Source organism: Flavobacterium kochi, assembly GCF_048286715.1.
GTDB lineage: Bacteria > Bacteroidota > Bacteroidia > Flavobacteriales > Flavobacteriaceae > Flavobacterium.
Genome location: NZ_JBLVPW010000003.1, coordinates 70304 through 87900, shown reverse-complemented (window position 1 = coordinate 87900; position 17597 = coordinate 70304). Strand labels below are relative to the sequence as shown.

Genomic DNA, 17597 nt, shown 5'->3' with positions numbered 1-17597 from the left:
TTAAAATGTTACGTTAAGTCCCACAGCTACACTTTTCTCTCTTGGGTAAGACAAATATTCCATACCTGCAGAAGGCACACCATTCAAAGATTTATCTGTATCTACCTCAGGATCTGACCCTGAATAACTTGTAATTATAAATAAATTAGAACCGTTTACATAAAAACGAGCTGATTTAATTTTATATTTCTCTAAAGCATCTCCTTTAATTGTGTAACCAAAAGTTAAATTACCCATTCTCAAGAAATCACCTTTTTCTAAGTATTTAGTAGATGGCGAGTTTGGATCTCCTTGAGCTTGAGCTGAAGTAGCCGCTTCTTGAGTAACGTTTCTTCCTCCAAGGAAAGCCCCTTTAAAGAAATATGCATTCGTAGTGTTATTGTAGATATAATGACCAAATGCACCATAAAAAGAAGCACTTGCATCAAATCCTTTGAAAGTAAGATTAGTAGAGAAACCAACATTTATTTTAGGCAAAGGCTGTTTGTCTAATAATTTTTTGGCTGCTGTTCCTAAACCAGTGTCATTACCCGCTGCATCAGCATAAATCGAGTTTCCGTTGGCATCATACCCTCTCCATTCATATATATAATATGTATATGCCGGATGATCATTCGTAATTACCTGTGCATAAGCATCTGACAATCCTTGACCATTCAATCCTCCTGTGGAGATGAAGCCGGCAAAGTTTTTAACTTCATTGCTTAAGAAAGACGCATTTCCTGAGACATCCCAAGTCAAATCTTCCGTATCAATTACTTTGTAGCTCAAAGCAACCTCAACACCTTTGTTAATTAAGTTCCCCGGTAAGTTTTTGAAACGTGGAGATGGTGGACCCGGTTGGGTAGCAGCGGCAGGTACAGGGAAAATCAAATCCTTAGTATCTCTTTGGAAATAATCCAATGAACCGGTTAATTTATTGTTAAACAATTCAAAATCAGTACCGACACCATATGATTTAGTAGTTTCCCATTTCAAATCTGCATTAGCATTACTATCTATACTTAAAGTACCATTGATACCATAAGAACCTCTTGAAATTGCAGAGTTTGGAGCAAATTCCTGATTTCCTGTAATACCATAATTTCCTCTAATTTTGAAATCGTTAACTATACCTTCTTTATTATCTATAACTTTATAAGCTATACCAGCAGATGGAAAATAATCGTATTTGTTATTTACCCCTAGTTTAGTAGATCCATCAGAACGTAAAGTACCAGTAAGAATCAATTTTTTGTACAAAGTAGCATTTACCCTGCCAAAATAAGATTGTAATTCTACCCTGTTTCTATAAGAAAAAACTCTAAATTCATTTTGAAGACCTCCTTCAATATTATCAATCAAGTTAGTTTGAGCCATATCATATCCTTTACCACTTGAAAAACTTCCATCAGCATTATAATCATAATAGGAATACCCTACTAATGCATCTAAATTAAAATTATCTCCAAAATCATTATTATAATTCAAAGTATGCTCAAAAGTTTTATTAAACTTGTTTTGACTATTGATTGAAGCCTGACCATGTTTTACTTCAGTTGATCCAGGAACAGCCGCCTGAGCAACATTCAAGATATCAATGGTGGGTAAAAGTTGACTTTTTCTGATGGAATTAGAACCTTCGATACCAAATAAGAATTGGTATTTCAAGTGACTATTAATCTTCCAGGTTGTATTAATACTTCCTAATACCTTGTTCGTGTTGGTATAATCTTTATATGCATTTAATAATTGTACCGGATTCAAATACGTATTACTTACTACATTATAAGTACCATTAGTATTATAAATAGGTAATGTTGGGTTCCAGTACAACGCTGTACCAATTAAATTTCCGATAAAACCTGCATTATTAGATAACAATGTAGTCTCATCTTTTAATGAGGCATAAATCAATCTTGATTCTACCTTTATAGCTCCACCAAAGAAATCATTTGAATTGTAAACAGAGGCAGAATATTTATCCAAACCTGAATTTTTCACAATACCATTTGTGTTTGATGCTCCAAAAGAGACTCTAGTGTTAGAATTCTCCGTTGTTTTGCTAAAAGATAAATCATGATTCATAGAAAACCCATCACGTAAAACTGCATCTTTCCAGTCGTAAGTTCTTGATCCTTTGTCAACTCCACCAGCAGCAACAAATTCATCTGCATTCATAACACCAAATTTACCAGCCATTTTGCTGAATTGTACTGAGGTACTGTAGGTTAACTGAGGTTCTTTTGATTTTCCTTTTTTAGTCGTAATTACAATTACACCATTAGCACCACGAGAACCATAAATAGCAGTAGAAGAAGCATCTTTCAATACACTGATACTTTCTATATCATTTTGATTCACAAAGTTCAATGGATTTCTTGAAGAAGAAGTTCCCAATAAATCATCACCACCACCAGAAACATTTCCACCATCCAATGGCACACCATCAATAACAATTAACGGACCGTTTCCTGAACGAATAGAAGAATTTCCCCTTACTCTGATTGCAACCCCACCTCCTGGCTCCCCACTGGATTGGGTTACTTGTACACCCGCTACCTTACCTCTCAATAATTGAGCTGGTGAAGGAGAAGAAACATTATCAAAATCTTTTGCTCCAATTTGATCAACTGCGCCAGTTGCGTCTTTCTTTTTAACAGAACCGTAGCCAATAACTACAACTTCTTTTAATTCAGCTGAATCTTCTTTTAACATTACAGTCACTGAGCTTTTTCCTGCTACACTTACTTCTTGACTTTTAAGACCAATGTAACTGAAAATCAAAACTGCGTTTGAGCCAACATTTTTGATAGTAAATTTTCCATCGAGATCTGTTTGTGCTCCATTTGTTGTCCCTTTAACTAATATAGAAGCCCCCGGAAGCGGACCACTAGCGTCAGATACGGTACCAGACACATCTTGCGAATAGGTCAAACTGGTACATAGTATCGTTAGAAACACCATCAAGCCTTTTAGTAGACTATTTTTCATACGTAATAAATAAGTTGGTTAATAATTTGTTTTAATGGTTTGTTTTAAAATATGAAGTAAACATAACACTAATTTTATGATAATATTAAGAAAAATAGAAACTATAACGTTTTCGTTGAGCCGAAAACGTTTTCGATTTTAAAAATAGATACTTTAAAATATTAATACTAAAATTATATAAAGTTTAAAAAAAAGCATTAAAAAAAACACATTATTGTAATTTTAGCCAACTTAGCAACCCAAACATTGGAACATCCCGTAATAAGAGACGCTTTCGGCAAAAATTAGCATCTATTCTTTAATTTAAAAAGCAATTTTATATTTATTTGATAAACCCTAGTGAATTTAAAGATTTTTTTCAACCTGCATTTTATAGAATAGTTAATTAAAATTTAAGCTTTTTCCAGAAAGAGTTTCTTAGTATAATTCACAATCGAAAAAGCAGCACTAACACATTTTGGATGCTTCCAATAAAAAAACCACGAATACACTATTCCAACCCTTTAGAAAAGGCAGCAAGTGTATTCGTGGTAGAAAAATATTGTTTTTATGCTATTTATTCTATTGTAATTGTTTTATTGTCCAATCCCAAACCTATTATTTTCAAAGACTTCCATTTTTCTGGCAACAGCCCTTTAGTATACTTCAATCCCTGATCGGTTTGTTCCACGCCTCCAAAACCATAAATCACTGCTTGAAGCATTGCACCGGCACCTGTTGCAAAATAGGGATTGTTACTATTGGCGGATTCCGAAAACACTCCAAAAGGAGGACGGCTGTTTGGCAAATATGATTTTACAAAATAAGCATAGGCTTTTTCTTTGTCTCCCAACCGAGCATATAATACGGACAAAACTCCTGAAGCCATCGCCGGTCCATCTTTTTTATCTATTTTTTCAGCATAATACTCCAAATCTTTTTTGATTTGTGCTTGATCAGTAATAATATGTAAAGGATAGGCTAATAAATTCACATCGGCTTGTTTAATAACCTGTCCTTTGTATCCTTTGTAATTTTGAGTGATTCCGTTCTCTGTATGAATTACTAATTTTTCTGAAACTGCAACCCATTTTGGATCAATAGGTTCATTTAAAATGGTGGCTGCCTTAATCGTATTTTTTAATGATTCTATAGCTGAAGCATTTGTGAATGCATTATCATCTACATGCTGTGCATATTCATCTGCACCAACAACATTCAAAATGGAATAACTGCCATCTTGATTTTTAACTACACGGCTTACCCAGAAATCAGCAGTCTCTTTTAATACATTCCATTCTTTTCGCAACCAAGACTTATCTTGTGTATAAGCGTAATAATTCCAAAACGCAATTGAAACATCAGCCGTAATATGTTGTTCAAAGATTCCTGTCAAGGCCCAGGTTGGTGTCGCCTCTTCTCCTGTATCATCGGACTCCCATGGATACATCGCTCCTTTATAGCCATATATGGTAGCTTTTTGTTTTGCTTTTTGCAAGCGGTCGGAACGATAATCCAAACAAGATTTTGCCATATCAGGTTGCAGGGCTAAAAGTGTAGGGTACATCCAAAGTTCACTATCCCAAAAAATGTGTCCATTATATCCCTGAGAAGACAATCCCATAGGCGCAACACTTTGTCTTGTTTCCGGACGTACGTAGGAATACAAATTGTATAAAGCAAATCTAACACGTTGTTGCGCATCTAAATCTCCTTCGATTTGAATGTCTCCTGTATTCCATAATTCAGCCCAAGCTTGTTTGTGACGATTCAATAAATTATCAATTCCTTGTTGCAATGCATATATAGGTTGTCTTTCAGATTCGTTCAATGGATCCGTAATGTCTTTCGAAGTGCAAATCCCACCGGCAATAGCAAATCGATATTTTTTTCCTTTCAATAATTTTTTAGAAAAACCAACTTCATTGCCACTTTGTTTTAACACTTCACTTTGCCCGTCAAAAAGAAACGTAGTAGAAGCTGCAACGGTATATTTCCCCGTTAATGTTTTGGCTGTTGTTCCAAAAACAGGCATTACATACTGACCGTCTTTTAATACCCGAAACTGACTTTTGGCTTCTTTCAATTCCTCCGGAACAGTCATATAATTATTAGCCACTATTTCAATGTCTTTACTGGGAGTAATTTCGACAATTGCCATTGCAGAAAAAGGAACAGCTCTGTTGGCCAAAATCGTATAATTAATGCTTGCAAAATCCTTGAAATTGAATGAAGTTGTACTTGTCCCTTCTTTCATGGAAACCACTTGACTCCAATTATCGATATTGCCCGATTTTATTTCCTGATTGTTTATTGTAAGATGTAAGTTTAAAAATTCTATTCCTCTTACAATTCTACTGATCCCATTTTCAGGACTACCATCATAAACACCATTCAATATTATTTCCTTTGTTTTTAAAGGAGTATCATCCGTAACAATACCTATTTGACCATTTGCCATGGCAACTCCGTAATAATTTTCTCTTGAGTTTGCATACAAATGCCACTCATCAGATTTTGTTTGACCAAAAACAATTGGACTCGTCAAAAAAACCAATAACAGACTCTTAAAATTTGAAATCATAGTTGTAATTTTTAATAATATCTTCAAACTTATATAATTAATTCGTTAAAAAAATAAATAATCCCATATAGTATATTGATTACAAATCGAAAACGTTTTCGACTTACCGAAAACGTTTTTGATTGCTGCAGATTGAATAATTAAAAAAAAGAATTCTATTTTTATGAAGATAATATAAAAATAAATCTACTTTTAAATGAAGTTCGCAAGTATTTTTTTATTGATTTTATTATTTATTACGGCACTTGCCATAGGACAAAGCGCAGTAAAAATTATTGTCCGATAGTTGCCTTTTTTGCTTTTATTATGGTTTCGCAAGTGGTATTTATACTATTTGTAACGCCCGAAACTAAAGGATTATCACATAAGAGAACATAAATACTTAACAATGAATACTATCAAAAAAGAAATCAGCGTTGTTTGTTTCGGAGAGGTGCTGTATGATGTTTTTCCAACACATAAAAAAATTGGCGGTGCACCCTTAAACGTGGCACTTCGTCTGGCTTCACTTGGAGTAAAAGCTCAAATAATAAGCCGTGTCGGAAACGATAAGACTGGCAAAGAATTATTGGAATTTATAAAAGAAAATGGCGTATCGACCAACACTATTCAAATCGACAATTCCTTTTCAACTGGTGAAGTATTGGTTCAATTGGATAAAAAAGGATCTGCGTCCTATACCATCAGTTATCCTGTTGCCTGGGATAAAATTGAATGCAATCCAGAAATTGAAAATGTAGTAAAAAAAGCGGATGCATTTGTTTACGGAAGCCTGGTCTGCAGGGATTTGATTTCGTTTAATACTTTATTGGAGCTCATTAATTATGCCAAATACAAAATATTTGACGTCAATTTACGTGCTCCGTTTTATACCAAACAAGTACTTATCCGATTAATGCTACAATCTGATTTTGTGAAATTTAATGATGATGAATTGTATGAAACAAGTCGTTTTCTTAACTCCCCGTATTATTCGTTGGAACAAAACATTCTTTTTATTGCGGAGCACACCAATACAAAACACATCTGTGTGACCAAAGGCAGCCACGGAGCGGTTTTATATTATAACGGAAAAATGTACTACAATAGTGGCTATAAAATTGATACTGTTGATACAGTGGGAGCCGGAGATTCTTTTTTGGCCGCATTACTCTCTAAATTATTAAGCCACGACGAACCCCAAAACGCAATTGATTTTGCCTGTGCCATGGGTGCTTTGGTAGCAAAAAAAGAAGGAGCAAACCCAAAAATAACAGCTAAAGAAATTCATGCATTTATGAATCCTGTAAAAAAATAATACTGAATAGCCTGATGCCATTAACTCAATTAACCATGAAACCCATTATCAAATTATGCTTGTTTTCAGCGCTGACACTATTGGCAGCTGCAAGCACAATCGCACAAAATATGTCTGTAAAAACAACTCAAAAAAACGACCCCAAATGGTGGAAAGAAGCTGTTGTATATCAAATATACCCCAGAAGCTTCAAGGATAGTGATGGCGATGGAGTTGGAGATTTAAAAGGAATTATATCCAAATTAGATTATGTTAAAAGTTTGGGAATAGATGCTGTTTGGCTCAATCCGATTTACTCCTCTCCCAATGATGATAATGGTTACGACATTAGCAATTATCGTGAAATCATGAAGGATTTTGGAACTATGGAAGATTTTGATCTTTTATTAAAAGAAATGCACAAGCGCGGTATCAAACTTGTCATGGATTTAGTTGTAAATCACAGTAGCGACGAACACGAATGGTTCAGACAATCCAGAAGTTCCAGAGACAATAAATACAGAGACTACTATCATTGGTGGCCGGCCGAAAAAGGCAAACCTCCTTATAGATGGAGCTTTTTTGATGTGAATAGTGATGCTTGGAAATATGATCCGCCGACAAATTCCTATTACCTGCATTATTTTTCACAAAAGCAGCCCGATTTGAATTGGGAAAATCCAAAAGTGAGACATGAAGTATATGACATCATGAAATTTTGGCTGGACAAAGGTATTGATGGTTTTAGAATGGATGCATTTCAGTTTGCGTCCAAAGATACCACCTGGCCAGAATTACCTAAAGGATATGAAAAGAACATTATAAAATACTATGGAGTCGGTCCTCATTTGCATGAATATTTACAAGAAATGAACAGAGAAGTTTTTAGTAAATATGACATCATGACCGTTGCTGAAGGTGCTGGTAGTTCCCCTGAGGATGCTATGCTATTTGTAGATCCGGAACGAAAAGAATTAAACATGGCGTATCATTTCGAAAGTGTTGACATTGGCAAACACCTAAATGATTTTGGACTTGTAAAATACAAAGAAATTTTTTCTCGTTATGACGAGGTCTTTAAAGACAAAGGCTGGCTTTCTATTTTTCTTGCTAATCATGACCAGCCCAGAATGGTAAGCAAGTTTGGTAATGACACTCCTGAATTCCGAGAAGTTTCATCAAAAATGCTCTCTACTTTTATAATGACAATGCGAGGAACTCCTTATTACTATTATGGCGATGAATTAGGAATGGTCAATATTCGATTCAGTTCGATTGACGACTATCATGATGTCGATACCCGTAACAAATATATCGGATTAAAAAATAAAGGTGGTGATCTGAATGCCTTTTTAGAAGGACAAAAGCAAACTTCCAGAGAAAATGGAAGAACTCCTTTTCAATGGGATGCTACACAAAATGCTGGTTTTACTACTGGAACGCCCTGGTTGAAAGTAAATCCAAATTACAAGACAGTAAATGCTGAAGCAGAAGAAAAAAATCCAAATTCAGTATTGAATTATTTTAGAAAATTAGTGCAATTACGAAAAAAAGAGTTGACGCTTGTTTATGGAAAATATACATTATTAGACAAAGAAAATCCAAATGTATACGCCTACACAAGAGAACTGGGCGGTAAAAAACTATTGGTGCTATTGAATTTTACGGACAAAAACAGCACTTATAGAATAGGAATTCCAGTTGCTCAATCTAAAATCATCCTAACCAATTATCCCGGAACTAAAAAACTAAAAAACAATATCTTGCGACCTTACGAAGCGATCGTAATGGAATTAAAATAAAAATCAAATCATAAATCCATAATTTAAAATAAACTGTTTCCTGAAAATTGAATTGCAGTAAATTAATTGTAAATTCGTTTTTCAAGAAGCAGTTTTTTATTCGGCTTTTATAGAGAATCGAAATATGAACAACACCACTCTCAAACAAATTGCCAATCAGCTGGGAATTTCGATAACCACCGTTTCAAAGTCTTTGAAAGGCTACTCAGATGTAAGCGAAAAGACAAAAAACGCAGTTATTGAATTAGCAAATCAGCTCCATTATACGCCAAACAGTTTTGCAGTAAACTTAAGAACGAAAGAGTCTAAAACAATAGGTCTGATAATTCCTACACTTGTTCATGACTTTTTTGCAAATGTTATTCAAGGAATTCTTGAAGAAGCCGAGAAGCGGGACTATCTGGTTATTATCTTACAGTCAAATGAAAAATTCGACTTTGAAAAAAAACAAATTGATCTTTTACTGAATAAGAGAGTTGATGGGATTTTAATGTCTTTATCTAACGAAACCGGTGAATTTGAACACTTAAAGACTATCATTTCACATAATACTCCGCTAGTGCTTTTTGATAAAATCGCAAAGCTTGTTAACTGTTCAAAAGTAACTATTAACGATCGAAAAGCAGCTTATGATGCTGTTAGCTATCTTATAAAAAAAGGATATAAAAAAATTGCTCATTTTAGAGGCTCGTATTTACCTCAGAATTCGATTGACCGATTTTTAGGATACAAAAAAGCACTGGAAGACCATAACATTAGCTACGATTCTTCATTGGTCTATGTATGTGATGACAACATGGATTTTGAAAATGGGTATGAATACGCAAAAAAAGCAGTCACTGAACATCCGGAGATAGACGCAATTTTTGCAGTTACCGATTTAGTTGCAGTGGGAATTATTAAATACTTTAACGAAACAGGTATTGCTATTCCAACACAGATTGCCGTTTTGGGCTTTAGCAATTGGTTTATGTCAAGTGTAATAAGTCCTAAACTTTCAACAGTTGACCAACCAGGATTTGAAATCGGAAGAAGATCAGCATCAATTCTATTTGACGAAATTAATCTAAAGAAGAACAATTTACCTATAGTTTTTCAGTCAGTTGAATTAGAAACCAGCATCATTGAAAGACAGTCCACTTAAAAAAATAACGATTTAACAAAACCGTAAACTACCCCAACTTACAATTTAACTAATTTATATTAATTTGTTTATTTTAATAAAAAAAACAGAAATACGATAAAAATTAATATCTTGTAGCAGAATATCGTAAAGCACAGCAGTTTTTAAAGAATGTAAATTACAACAAAAACGTATTAAATTGTAAAGTAAAAACTGTTCTTGAAAAATATTTTTGTGAATTAAATACGTAGAAATCCAATTTATGAAAGACATCACTCTTAAAGAAATTGCAACCAAATTAGGGATTTCAATTACAACTGTTTCAAAAGCATTGAAAAACTATCCTGATGTTAGTGCAAAAACTAAACAAGCAGTAATTGATCTTGCCCAAAATCTACATTATACACCCAATAGCTTTGCCGTAAATTTAAGAACAAAAGAATCAAAAACTATTGGTTTAATTATTCCTGAAGTAGTGCATCATTTTTTTTCGAATGTGATAAATGCCATTATTGATGAAGCGGAGAAAAATGGCTATTTGGTAATTATTTTACAATCGAATGAGTCATTAGAATTAGAAAAAAAACAAGTAGAACTTCTTATAAAGAAAAGAGTTGACGGCATTATTATTTCACTTTCCAACGAATCAAATAACGACGATCACTTAAAAGAAATAATCAACAGGAATATTCCTTTTGTTATGTTTGATAAAATAAACAAACTGATTTCTTGCTCAAAAGTAATTATAGATGACCAAAAAGCTGCATTTAATGCTGTTCAGCATCTAATCGATAATGGCAGCAAAAAAATTGCACATATTCGGGGTCCTTTAAATCCTCAAAATTCAATTGACCGTTACATCGGATATAAAAAAGCTTTAGAAAAAAATAATATTCTTTTTGATACCAAATTAGTATATACCTGTGAAACCGTGACTTTTCAGGAAGGATTAGATTTCGCAAGACAGATAATAAAAGATCATCCTGATGTTGATGGGATATTTGCAATCACAGATTTGGTTGCAGTAGGTGTATTATCGCATTTTAACGACAACAAAATTAAAGTTCCGCAACAAGTTGCTGTAATTGGTTTCAGCAATTGGTTCATGTCACAAGTACTGACACCTAAATTGAGCACCATCGATCAGCCAAGCCATGAAATGGGAATTGAGTCTTTTAATTTATTATTGGAAGAAATGAATTGCCACAAAGAAGGAATTCCTTTTACACCAAGAACTATTGAATTAGAAACAAGTGTTATTATCCGGGAATCTTCTCTGAAAATTTAATTGAATCCCTTTTTACATCAGCTGATTATAAAATATCAAATTACCCTAAAAAATCAATATTCCGCTTGATTCCCTGAAATTTTGCTCTTTTAAGAGGCGAATTTTTAAATACAGCCCTAAATGTTTCTTCCGTAATTTCTTTCCAGTCTTTTTTGGACATTGAAAGTAATTCCGGATTGGGGTTAAACAATGGTTCTCTATGAGCTTTTGAAAATTTATTCCATGGACAGACGTCCTGACAAACATCGCAACCAAAAGCCCAGTCATCAAATTTTCCTTTCATGTCCTGAGGAATATTCTCTTTAAGTTCAATTGTAAAATACGAAATACATTTACTCCCATCCACTATATAAGGCGCTACTATTGCTTCTGTAGGACAAGCATCGATACAAGCGGTACAGCTACCACAATGATCTGTCGTTGCATTATCATATTCCAACTCTAAATCAATGATGAGTTCTGCAATGAAATAAAACGACCCTACTTTTTGAGTCAGTAAATTACTGTTTTTACCAATCCAGCCCAAACCACTTTTGGCAGCCCAAGCCTTGTCTAATACTGGTGCTGAATCTACAAAGGCCCGTCCGGAAACCTCACCTATTACGGATTGAACAGCGTGTAAAAATTCTTTAAGTTTTTCCTTAATTACAAAATGGTAATCTTCTCCATAAGCATATTTTGAGATTTTATAAGAATGCTGATTCTGGAGTTGAGGGGGATAATAATTGAGTAAAAGAGAAACGACGCTTTTAGCATCATCAACAAGTAACGTTGGATTCAAACGTTTGTCGAAATGATTTTCCATGTAGGCCATTTCACCATTTCTATTTTTATTTAACCAATTTTCTAAGCGCGGAGCTTCCTCTTCTAAAAACTGGGCTTTAGAAATACCACAAGCCAAAAATCCAAGGCGTCTTGCTTCGGATTTAATGAATTCTGTATATTTAGATTTTTGAATTATCACACAAAGATTAATTAATAACTAAACAACCGACCAGGAAACAATTGCATCAAAACAACCCGCCTTGAATATTAGTATTCTGTTTTCCCAGATGTTTATAGGCTTTGTCGGTGACTTCCCTTCCTCTTGGGGTCCTCATAATAAAGCCCTCCTGTATAAGGAACGGTTCATAAACTTCCTCAATTGTCTCACTACTTTCTGAGACAGCTGTCGCCAAAGTTGATAAACCAACGGGCCCGCCTTTGAACTTCTCAATGATAGTGGTTAATATTTTATTATCCATTTCATCTAATCCGTGGGCATCAACATGCAGTGCTTTTAGCGCATAACGAGCAATTTCTATATCAATTTTTCCATTTCCCTTTATTTGCGCAAAATCACGAACACGACGCAATAATGCATTGGCAATACGCGGCGTTCCTCTACTTCTGCCCGCAATCTCAATTGCAGCCTCCATAGTGATAGGCATTTTAAAAATAGCTGCACTCCGTTCCACAATTGTAGTTAACAATTCCGTTGTGTAGTATTGAAGTCGTGATGAAATTCCAAAACGTGCTCTCATGGGCGCTGTCAAGAGACCTGAACGAGTTGTCGCACCAATTAAAGTAAATGGATTTAGATTAATTTGAACAGTCCTTGCATTGGGCCCCGATTCAATCATTATATCAATCTTGAAGTCTTCCATCGCAGAATATAAATATTCTTCAACTATGGGGCTTAAACGATGAATTTCGTCAATAAACAATACATCTCTTTCTTCGAGATTAGTCAACAAGCCAGCTAAGTCTCCGGGTTTATCCAAAACGGGGCCAGAAGTGATTTTTATGCCTACTTGCAACTCATTGGCAAGAATATTCGCCAAAGTTGTTTTTCCTAAGCCTGGAGGGCCGTGAAAAAGGGTATGATCAAGTGCTTCATTTCTTTGATTTGCAGCCTGAACAAAGACTTTTAAATTTTCTAATATTTGGTCTTGACCGGCAAAATCATCGAATGAAAGCGGTCTTAATCTCTTTTCAAGATCAAGCTCTTCTGCATTATAACCGTTTGCGGTTGGATCTAAATTTTCATTCATTTAACAAAGATAAAGAAAGTATTTAGTTTGGCAGAATTCCCTTTGAAGACTTTATCAAAATTATAACTGAAAAACAACTGTGATACATAAATAAAAAGTATCATATCTACCAAAAACAAAAAAAGCCTCTACTTTCGCAGAGGCTATCTATTATAGTAAGATTAGTGATGTAAAACTTCTTCACCTTCTTTCATTGGAACATTTTGTGGTACAAAATCAACATCATGTGCTGGATTACTGTAGTCGTAAGGCCAACGGTGTACTTCAGGAATTTCTCCCGGCCAGTTACCATGGATATGTTCTATCGGTGCAGTCCATTCAAGTGTATTGGATTTCCAAGGATTTTGAACCGTTCTTTTTCCGTAGAAAATACTACTGAAAAAGTTATATAAGAAAACCAATTGAAAAGCTCCACCGATCAAAGCAAATGTAGTAATAAGAACATTTACATTTTGTAAATCATCAAATAATGGAAAGTTGGTGTTCGTATAATAACGTCTCGGTAAACCAGCTAATCCAATAAAGTGCATTGGAAAGAATACACCATACGCACAAACAGCAGTTACCCAAAAGTGAACATAACCCAAGTTTTTATTAAGCATTCTTCCAAACATTTTTGGAAACCAGTGATAAATACCGGCAAACATACCATAAAGAGCAGAAATACCCATTACTAAGTGGAAGTGAGCTACAACAAAATACGTATCGTGAACATTAATATCCAATGTACTGTCTCCTAAAATGATACCCGTCAAACCACCTGTTATAAAAGTAGAAACCAAACCAATAGAAAACAACATTGCCGGGTTCAATTGTAAATTTCCTTTCCAAAGCGTCGTAATATAATTAAAGGCTTTTACAGCTGAAGGAATAGCAATTAATAAAGTCGTAAATGTAAATACAGATCCTAAAAATGGATTCATTCCTGATATAAACATGTGATGTCCCCATACAATTGTTGATAAAAATGCAATTGCTAATATGGACATGATCATCGCTCTGTAACCAAAGATTGGTTTACGAGAGTTTGTAGCAATAACTTCAGATGTTATACCTAAGGCCGGCAACAATACAATATAAACTTCAGGATGCCCTAAGAACCAAAATAAGTGTTCAAATAAAACTGGTGAACCCCCTTGATAATGTAATACTTCACCCGCAATATAAATATCAGATAAGAAGAACGATGTACCAAAGCTTCTGTCAAAAATCAACAGTAAAGCAGCTGATAATAAAACTGGAAAAGAAACTATACCAATAATTGCAGTTACAAAGAAAGCCCAAATAGTAAGTGGCAATCTTGTCATAGACATACCTTTGGTTCTAAGATTGATTACAGTCACAACATAATTTAAAGATCCCATTAATGAAGATGCAATAAATACAGCCATAGAAATCAACCAAAGAGTCATACCCATTCCAGAACCAGGAATTGCTTGTGGAAGTGCGCTCAAAGGAGGATATATTGTCCATCCGGCTGAAGCAGGTCCTGCTTCTACAAACAATGAACTAACCATGATTATACTTGATAAAAAGAACAACCAGTAGGAAATCATATTCATGAAACCTGATGCCATATCCCGCGCACCAATTTGAAGCGGTATTAACAGGTTACTAAAAGTTCCGCTTAATCCGGCGGTTAGAACAAAGAAAACCATTATCGTCCCATGAATAGTAACTAATGCCAAATAAATATCATTTGCCATAACTCCGTTCGGAGCAAATTTATCACCAAGTAAAATATTGAATATCCTGAATGATTCTTCTGGCCATGCCAATTGCATTCTAAAAAGCATCGACATTCCAACACCAATAACACCCATTATAATACCTGTTATCAAGTATTGTTTGGCAATCATTTTGTGATCTATACTAAAAATATATTTAGTAATGAAAGTATCTTTATGGTGATGTTCGTGTTCGTGATCGTGTCCGTGATCGTGACCTTCTGCTGACATATTTGTTTACTTTAAATTTTCTTAATAATTATTTCATAGCTATTTTAACAACAGCTGCGGTGTCTTTGGTTCCAGTAGAGTCTTTACTAGTCTCTCCTTCTGCAGGAGCTGGTGTTTTAGCCGCTTTAACTTCCTGAACTAATGTTGCCTTATCACTCAACCATTTTTTGTATTCTTCCGGAGTATCTACAATTACTTTCATTTGCATATTGTAATGAGAAGCACCACAAATTTTGTTGCATAACAACAAATAATCAAAAGTATAAGGATCAAGCGCTGTTTCCCCTTTTGCCACTAATGCTACACTTTTCTTAGATCTAAGATCATTAATATGAGCCACCTTTTCAATCATAAAAGGCAAATCTCTATATTCAGCTGTAGTATATATTGGAGTAAAAGCAAATTCAGTAACCATCCCAGGAACACAATTCATCTGAGCCCTGAAATGAGGCATGTACGCGGAATGCAAAACATCCTGAGAACGCATTTTAAAGTGAATTTTCTTTCCCTTAGGAATATGCAGTTCAGAAACAACGATATCATCCTGAGAATAAGGATCTCCTAAATCTACACCAAGTGTATTTACACCTTCGATATACCTAACATTAGCCTTACCCAAAACATTATCATTTCCTGCATACCTTGCAGTCCATTTGAATTGTTGAGCATATAATTCAATTACAACAGTATCCTCTTCATCATCAATAAACATGATGTTGGTCCAAGCATAAAGACCGTACAAAATTAAACCAGCAAGTACTACTGCCGGGATAACACTCCATATTGCTTCTAATTTGTTATTATCAGCAAAATACAACGCTTTCTGATCCTTTTTACCTCTATATTTAAAAGCAAAATAATGCAAAAGAACCTGAGTAATTGCCTGAACAATAAAAATTAAAACCCATGTAATATTCATAAGACTATCCACAAGAGACCCATGCTCTGAAGCTGGCGTATGCAGTACAAGAGGCCCCCATTTAAACAATCCGTAGATTGTAAAAATGTAGATAAATGCTAAGAAACCAAACATTAAGTAACCCTGTACATTATTATCATTATCTGTAGCTACTTGAGAACTCTCAGTATTTGATCCTACTTGAGTAAGGTCGAATATTTTAGTCAATTGCCATAAAGCAACAGCTAATAAAACTAAAACTATAATTACCAACAAACTTGTCATCTGTTTTTTTCTTTAAATATTAATAATGGAAATGTTTACTTTCTTCGATATATGGATTTCTTTTTGGTAACAAAGGAGCTTTAGTTAATGCTGTAAAAACAACATATAAAAATAATCCAAGGAAGAAAAGAACAGATGCGATTTCAGACACACCAATAAACCATCTATCCCCTACTGTTCCAGGCATAATCATATTAAAGAAATCAATATAATGTCCTAATAAGATTACCATACCTGCCATAACTAAAATCCAAGTTATTCTTTTGAAGTCAGTATTTACTAAAATCAATATTGGAAATAAGAAGTTCATCACTACCGCACCAAAAAATGGAAGGTTATATAGTTGTATTCTTGTTACAAAATATGTTATTTCTTCAGGAATATTAGCGTACCAGATCAACATGAACTGTGAAAACCATAAGTAAGTCCAGAATACACTTATCCCAAACATGAACTTAGCTAAATCATGAATATGACTTGTATTAACATGCTCTAAATAGCCTCTGGATTTTAAGTACAATGTTACCATGGCAATCATTGTAATTCCACTTACGAAGAAACTAGCAAAAACGTACCAACCAAATAAAGTACTGGACCAGTGCGGATCGATAGACATAATCCAATCCCAAGACATAATAGATTCTGTAACGATAAAGAACACTAAAAATCCTGCTGATATATTAAAATTCTTTTTATAGGCAAGATCATCATTAGCCTGATCCTGCGCTAAACAATTTTTAGCAGAAAAATAACGGTATAAATTCCAACCTGCCAAGAAAATCGCCGCTCTTACTATCCAAAAAGGAAAATTAAGATACCCTGATTTATTAGCAATTATTTTATCATGTGCTACAACTTCAGGATCTAACCAAATAAATATACTATTTGAAGGAAAAATGTGTAATCCACAAATGATAAGAATTACAAAAAACACAACTGAACCAACAGGCAAATATGCCGTTATACCTTGCATAACACGAAACAAAACTGGTGACCAACCTGCTTGAGCCACCTGTTGTATTGCATAAAAAGCCAAAACTCCCATAGCCATAAGCATAAAGAAAATACAAGCAACATATAAAGAAGCCCAAGGCTTATTTTGCAATTGCTTCAAAACATGAGTTACATGTTCTTTATGTTCCGCTTCTTCTTTAACTTCGTTAGTTTTACTAACTTCATTATGAGCTTCAGTAGTTGCTGCGGCAACTTCATGCTTTGCTTCACCATGACCTTCATGAGTTTCAGCAGCAAGTAGTTTTTCAACTTCTTGAATATCTTTTGGTGCAGTTAAAAAACCATATCCTATTCCTAAAAGGCCAACAGCCATTAAGACAAAAGAAAATGTTTTTAATTTACTTGAAAATGTATACATATCTATTACGATCAGTTTGTTCAACA

General features: G+C 34.4%; 11 protein-coding genes. 4 read left to right on the top strand and 7 right to left on the bottom strand.

Translation table 11 applies throughout. The features are described from left to right. Both ACNQGH_RS03985 and ACNQGH_RS03980 read right to left on the bottom strand, forming a co-directional pair. Positions 1–2973, bottom strand: a complete 2973-nt coding sequence (locus ACNQGH_RS03985) for a SusC/RagA family TonB-linked outer membrane protein (RefSeq protein WP_417954689.1) — start codon at positions 2971–2973, stop codon at positions 1–3. A gap of 556 nt (positions 2974–3529) precedes the next feature. Beyond that, entirely contained in the window at positions 3530–5536 is a 2007-nt protein-coding gene (locus ACNQGH_RS03980; protein ID WP_417954688.1) for a glycosyl hydrolase family 95 catalytic domain-containing protein, read from the bottom strand. Between the two features lie 388 nt (positions 5537–5924). Between ACNQGH_RS03980 and ACNQGH_RS03975 the strand changes: the two genes are divergently transcribed. The 4 genes from ACNQGH_RS03975 (at position 5925) to ACNQGH_RS03960 (ending at position 11025) form a co-directional block, all read left to right on the top strand. After that, positions 5925–6833: a carbohydrate kinase family protein gene (locus tag ACNQGH_RS03975; protein WP_417954687.1), complete on the top strand. Its 909-nt coding sequence runs from the start codon at positions 5925–5927 to the stop codon at positions 6831–6833. 35 nt (positions 6834–6868) lie between these two features. Continuing rightward, complete coding sequence (locus tag ACNQGH_RS03970; RefSeq protein WP_417954686.1) at positions 6869–8614, top strand: alpha-glucosidase; 1746 nt, start codon at positions 6869–6871, stop codon at positions 8612–8614. Positions 8615–8738: 124 nt separating this feature from the next. Next, complete coding sequence (locus tag ACNQGH_RS03965) at positions 8739–9758, top strand: LacI family DNA-binding transcriptional regulator (protein ID WP_417954685.1); 1020 nt, start codon at positions 8739–8741, stop codon at positions 9756–9758. Between the two features lie 241 nt (positions 9759–9999). Then, complete coding sequence (locus ACNQGH_RS03960) at positions 10000–11025, top strand: LacI family DNA-binding transcriptional regulator (protein ID WP_417954684.1); 1026 nt, start codon at positions 10000–10002, stop codon at positions 11023–11025. Positions 11026–11065: 40 nt separating this feature from the next. On the opposite strand, the gene queG is transcribed toward ACNQGH_RS03960, so the two are convergent. The 5 genes from queG to ACNQGH_RS03935 form a co-directional block, all read right to left on the bottom strand. Continuing rightward, entirely contained in the window at positions 11066–11989 is a 924-nt protein-coding gene (gene queG / locus ACNQGH_RS03955; protein WP_417954683.1) for a tRNA epoxyqueuosine(34) reductase QueG, read from the bottom strand. Between the two features lie 46 nt (positions 11990–12035). Then, a complete protein-coding gene (gene ruvB / locus ACNQGH_RS03950; protein ID WP_417954682.1) occupies positions 12036–13058 on the bottom strand; it encodes a Holliday junction branch migration DNA helicase RuvB in 1023 nt (340 codons plus the stop codon). A 161-nt stretch (positions 13059–13219) separates the two neighbouring features. Further along, the gene (locus tag ACNQGH_RS03945) at positions 13220–15016 is read right to left on the bottom strand and encodes a cytochrome c oxidase subunit I (RefSeq protein WP_417954681.1); all 1797 of its coding nucleotides are present in this window, start codon (positions 15014–15016) and stop codon (positions 13220–13222) included. 28 nt (positions 15017–15044) lie between these two features. Further along, positions 15045–16199: a cytochrome c oxidase subunit II gene (locus ACNQGH_RS03940; protein ID WP_417954680.1), complete on the bottom strand. Its 1155-nt coding sequence runs from the start codon at positions 16197–16199 to the stop codon at positions 15045–15047. A 19-nt stretch (positions 16200–16218) separates the two neighbouring features. After that, complete coding sequence (locus tag ACNQGH_RS03935; RefSeq protein WP_417954839.1) at positions 16219–17571, bottom strand: quinol:cytochrome C oxidoreductase; 1353 nt, start codon at positions 17569–17571, stop codon at positions 16219–16221. Positions 17572–17597 lie beyond the last annotated feature (26 nt).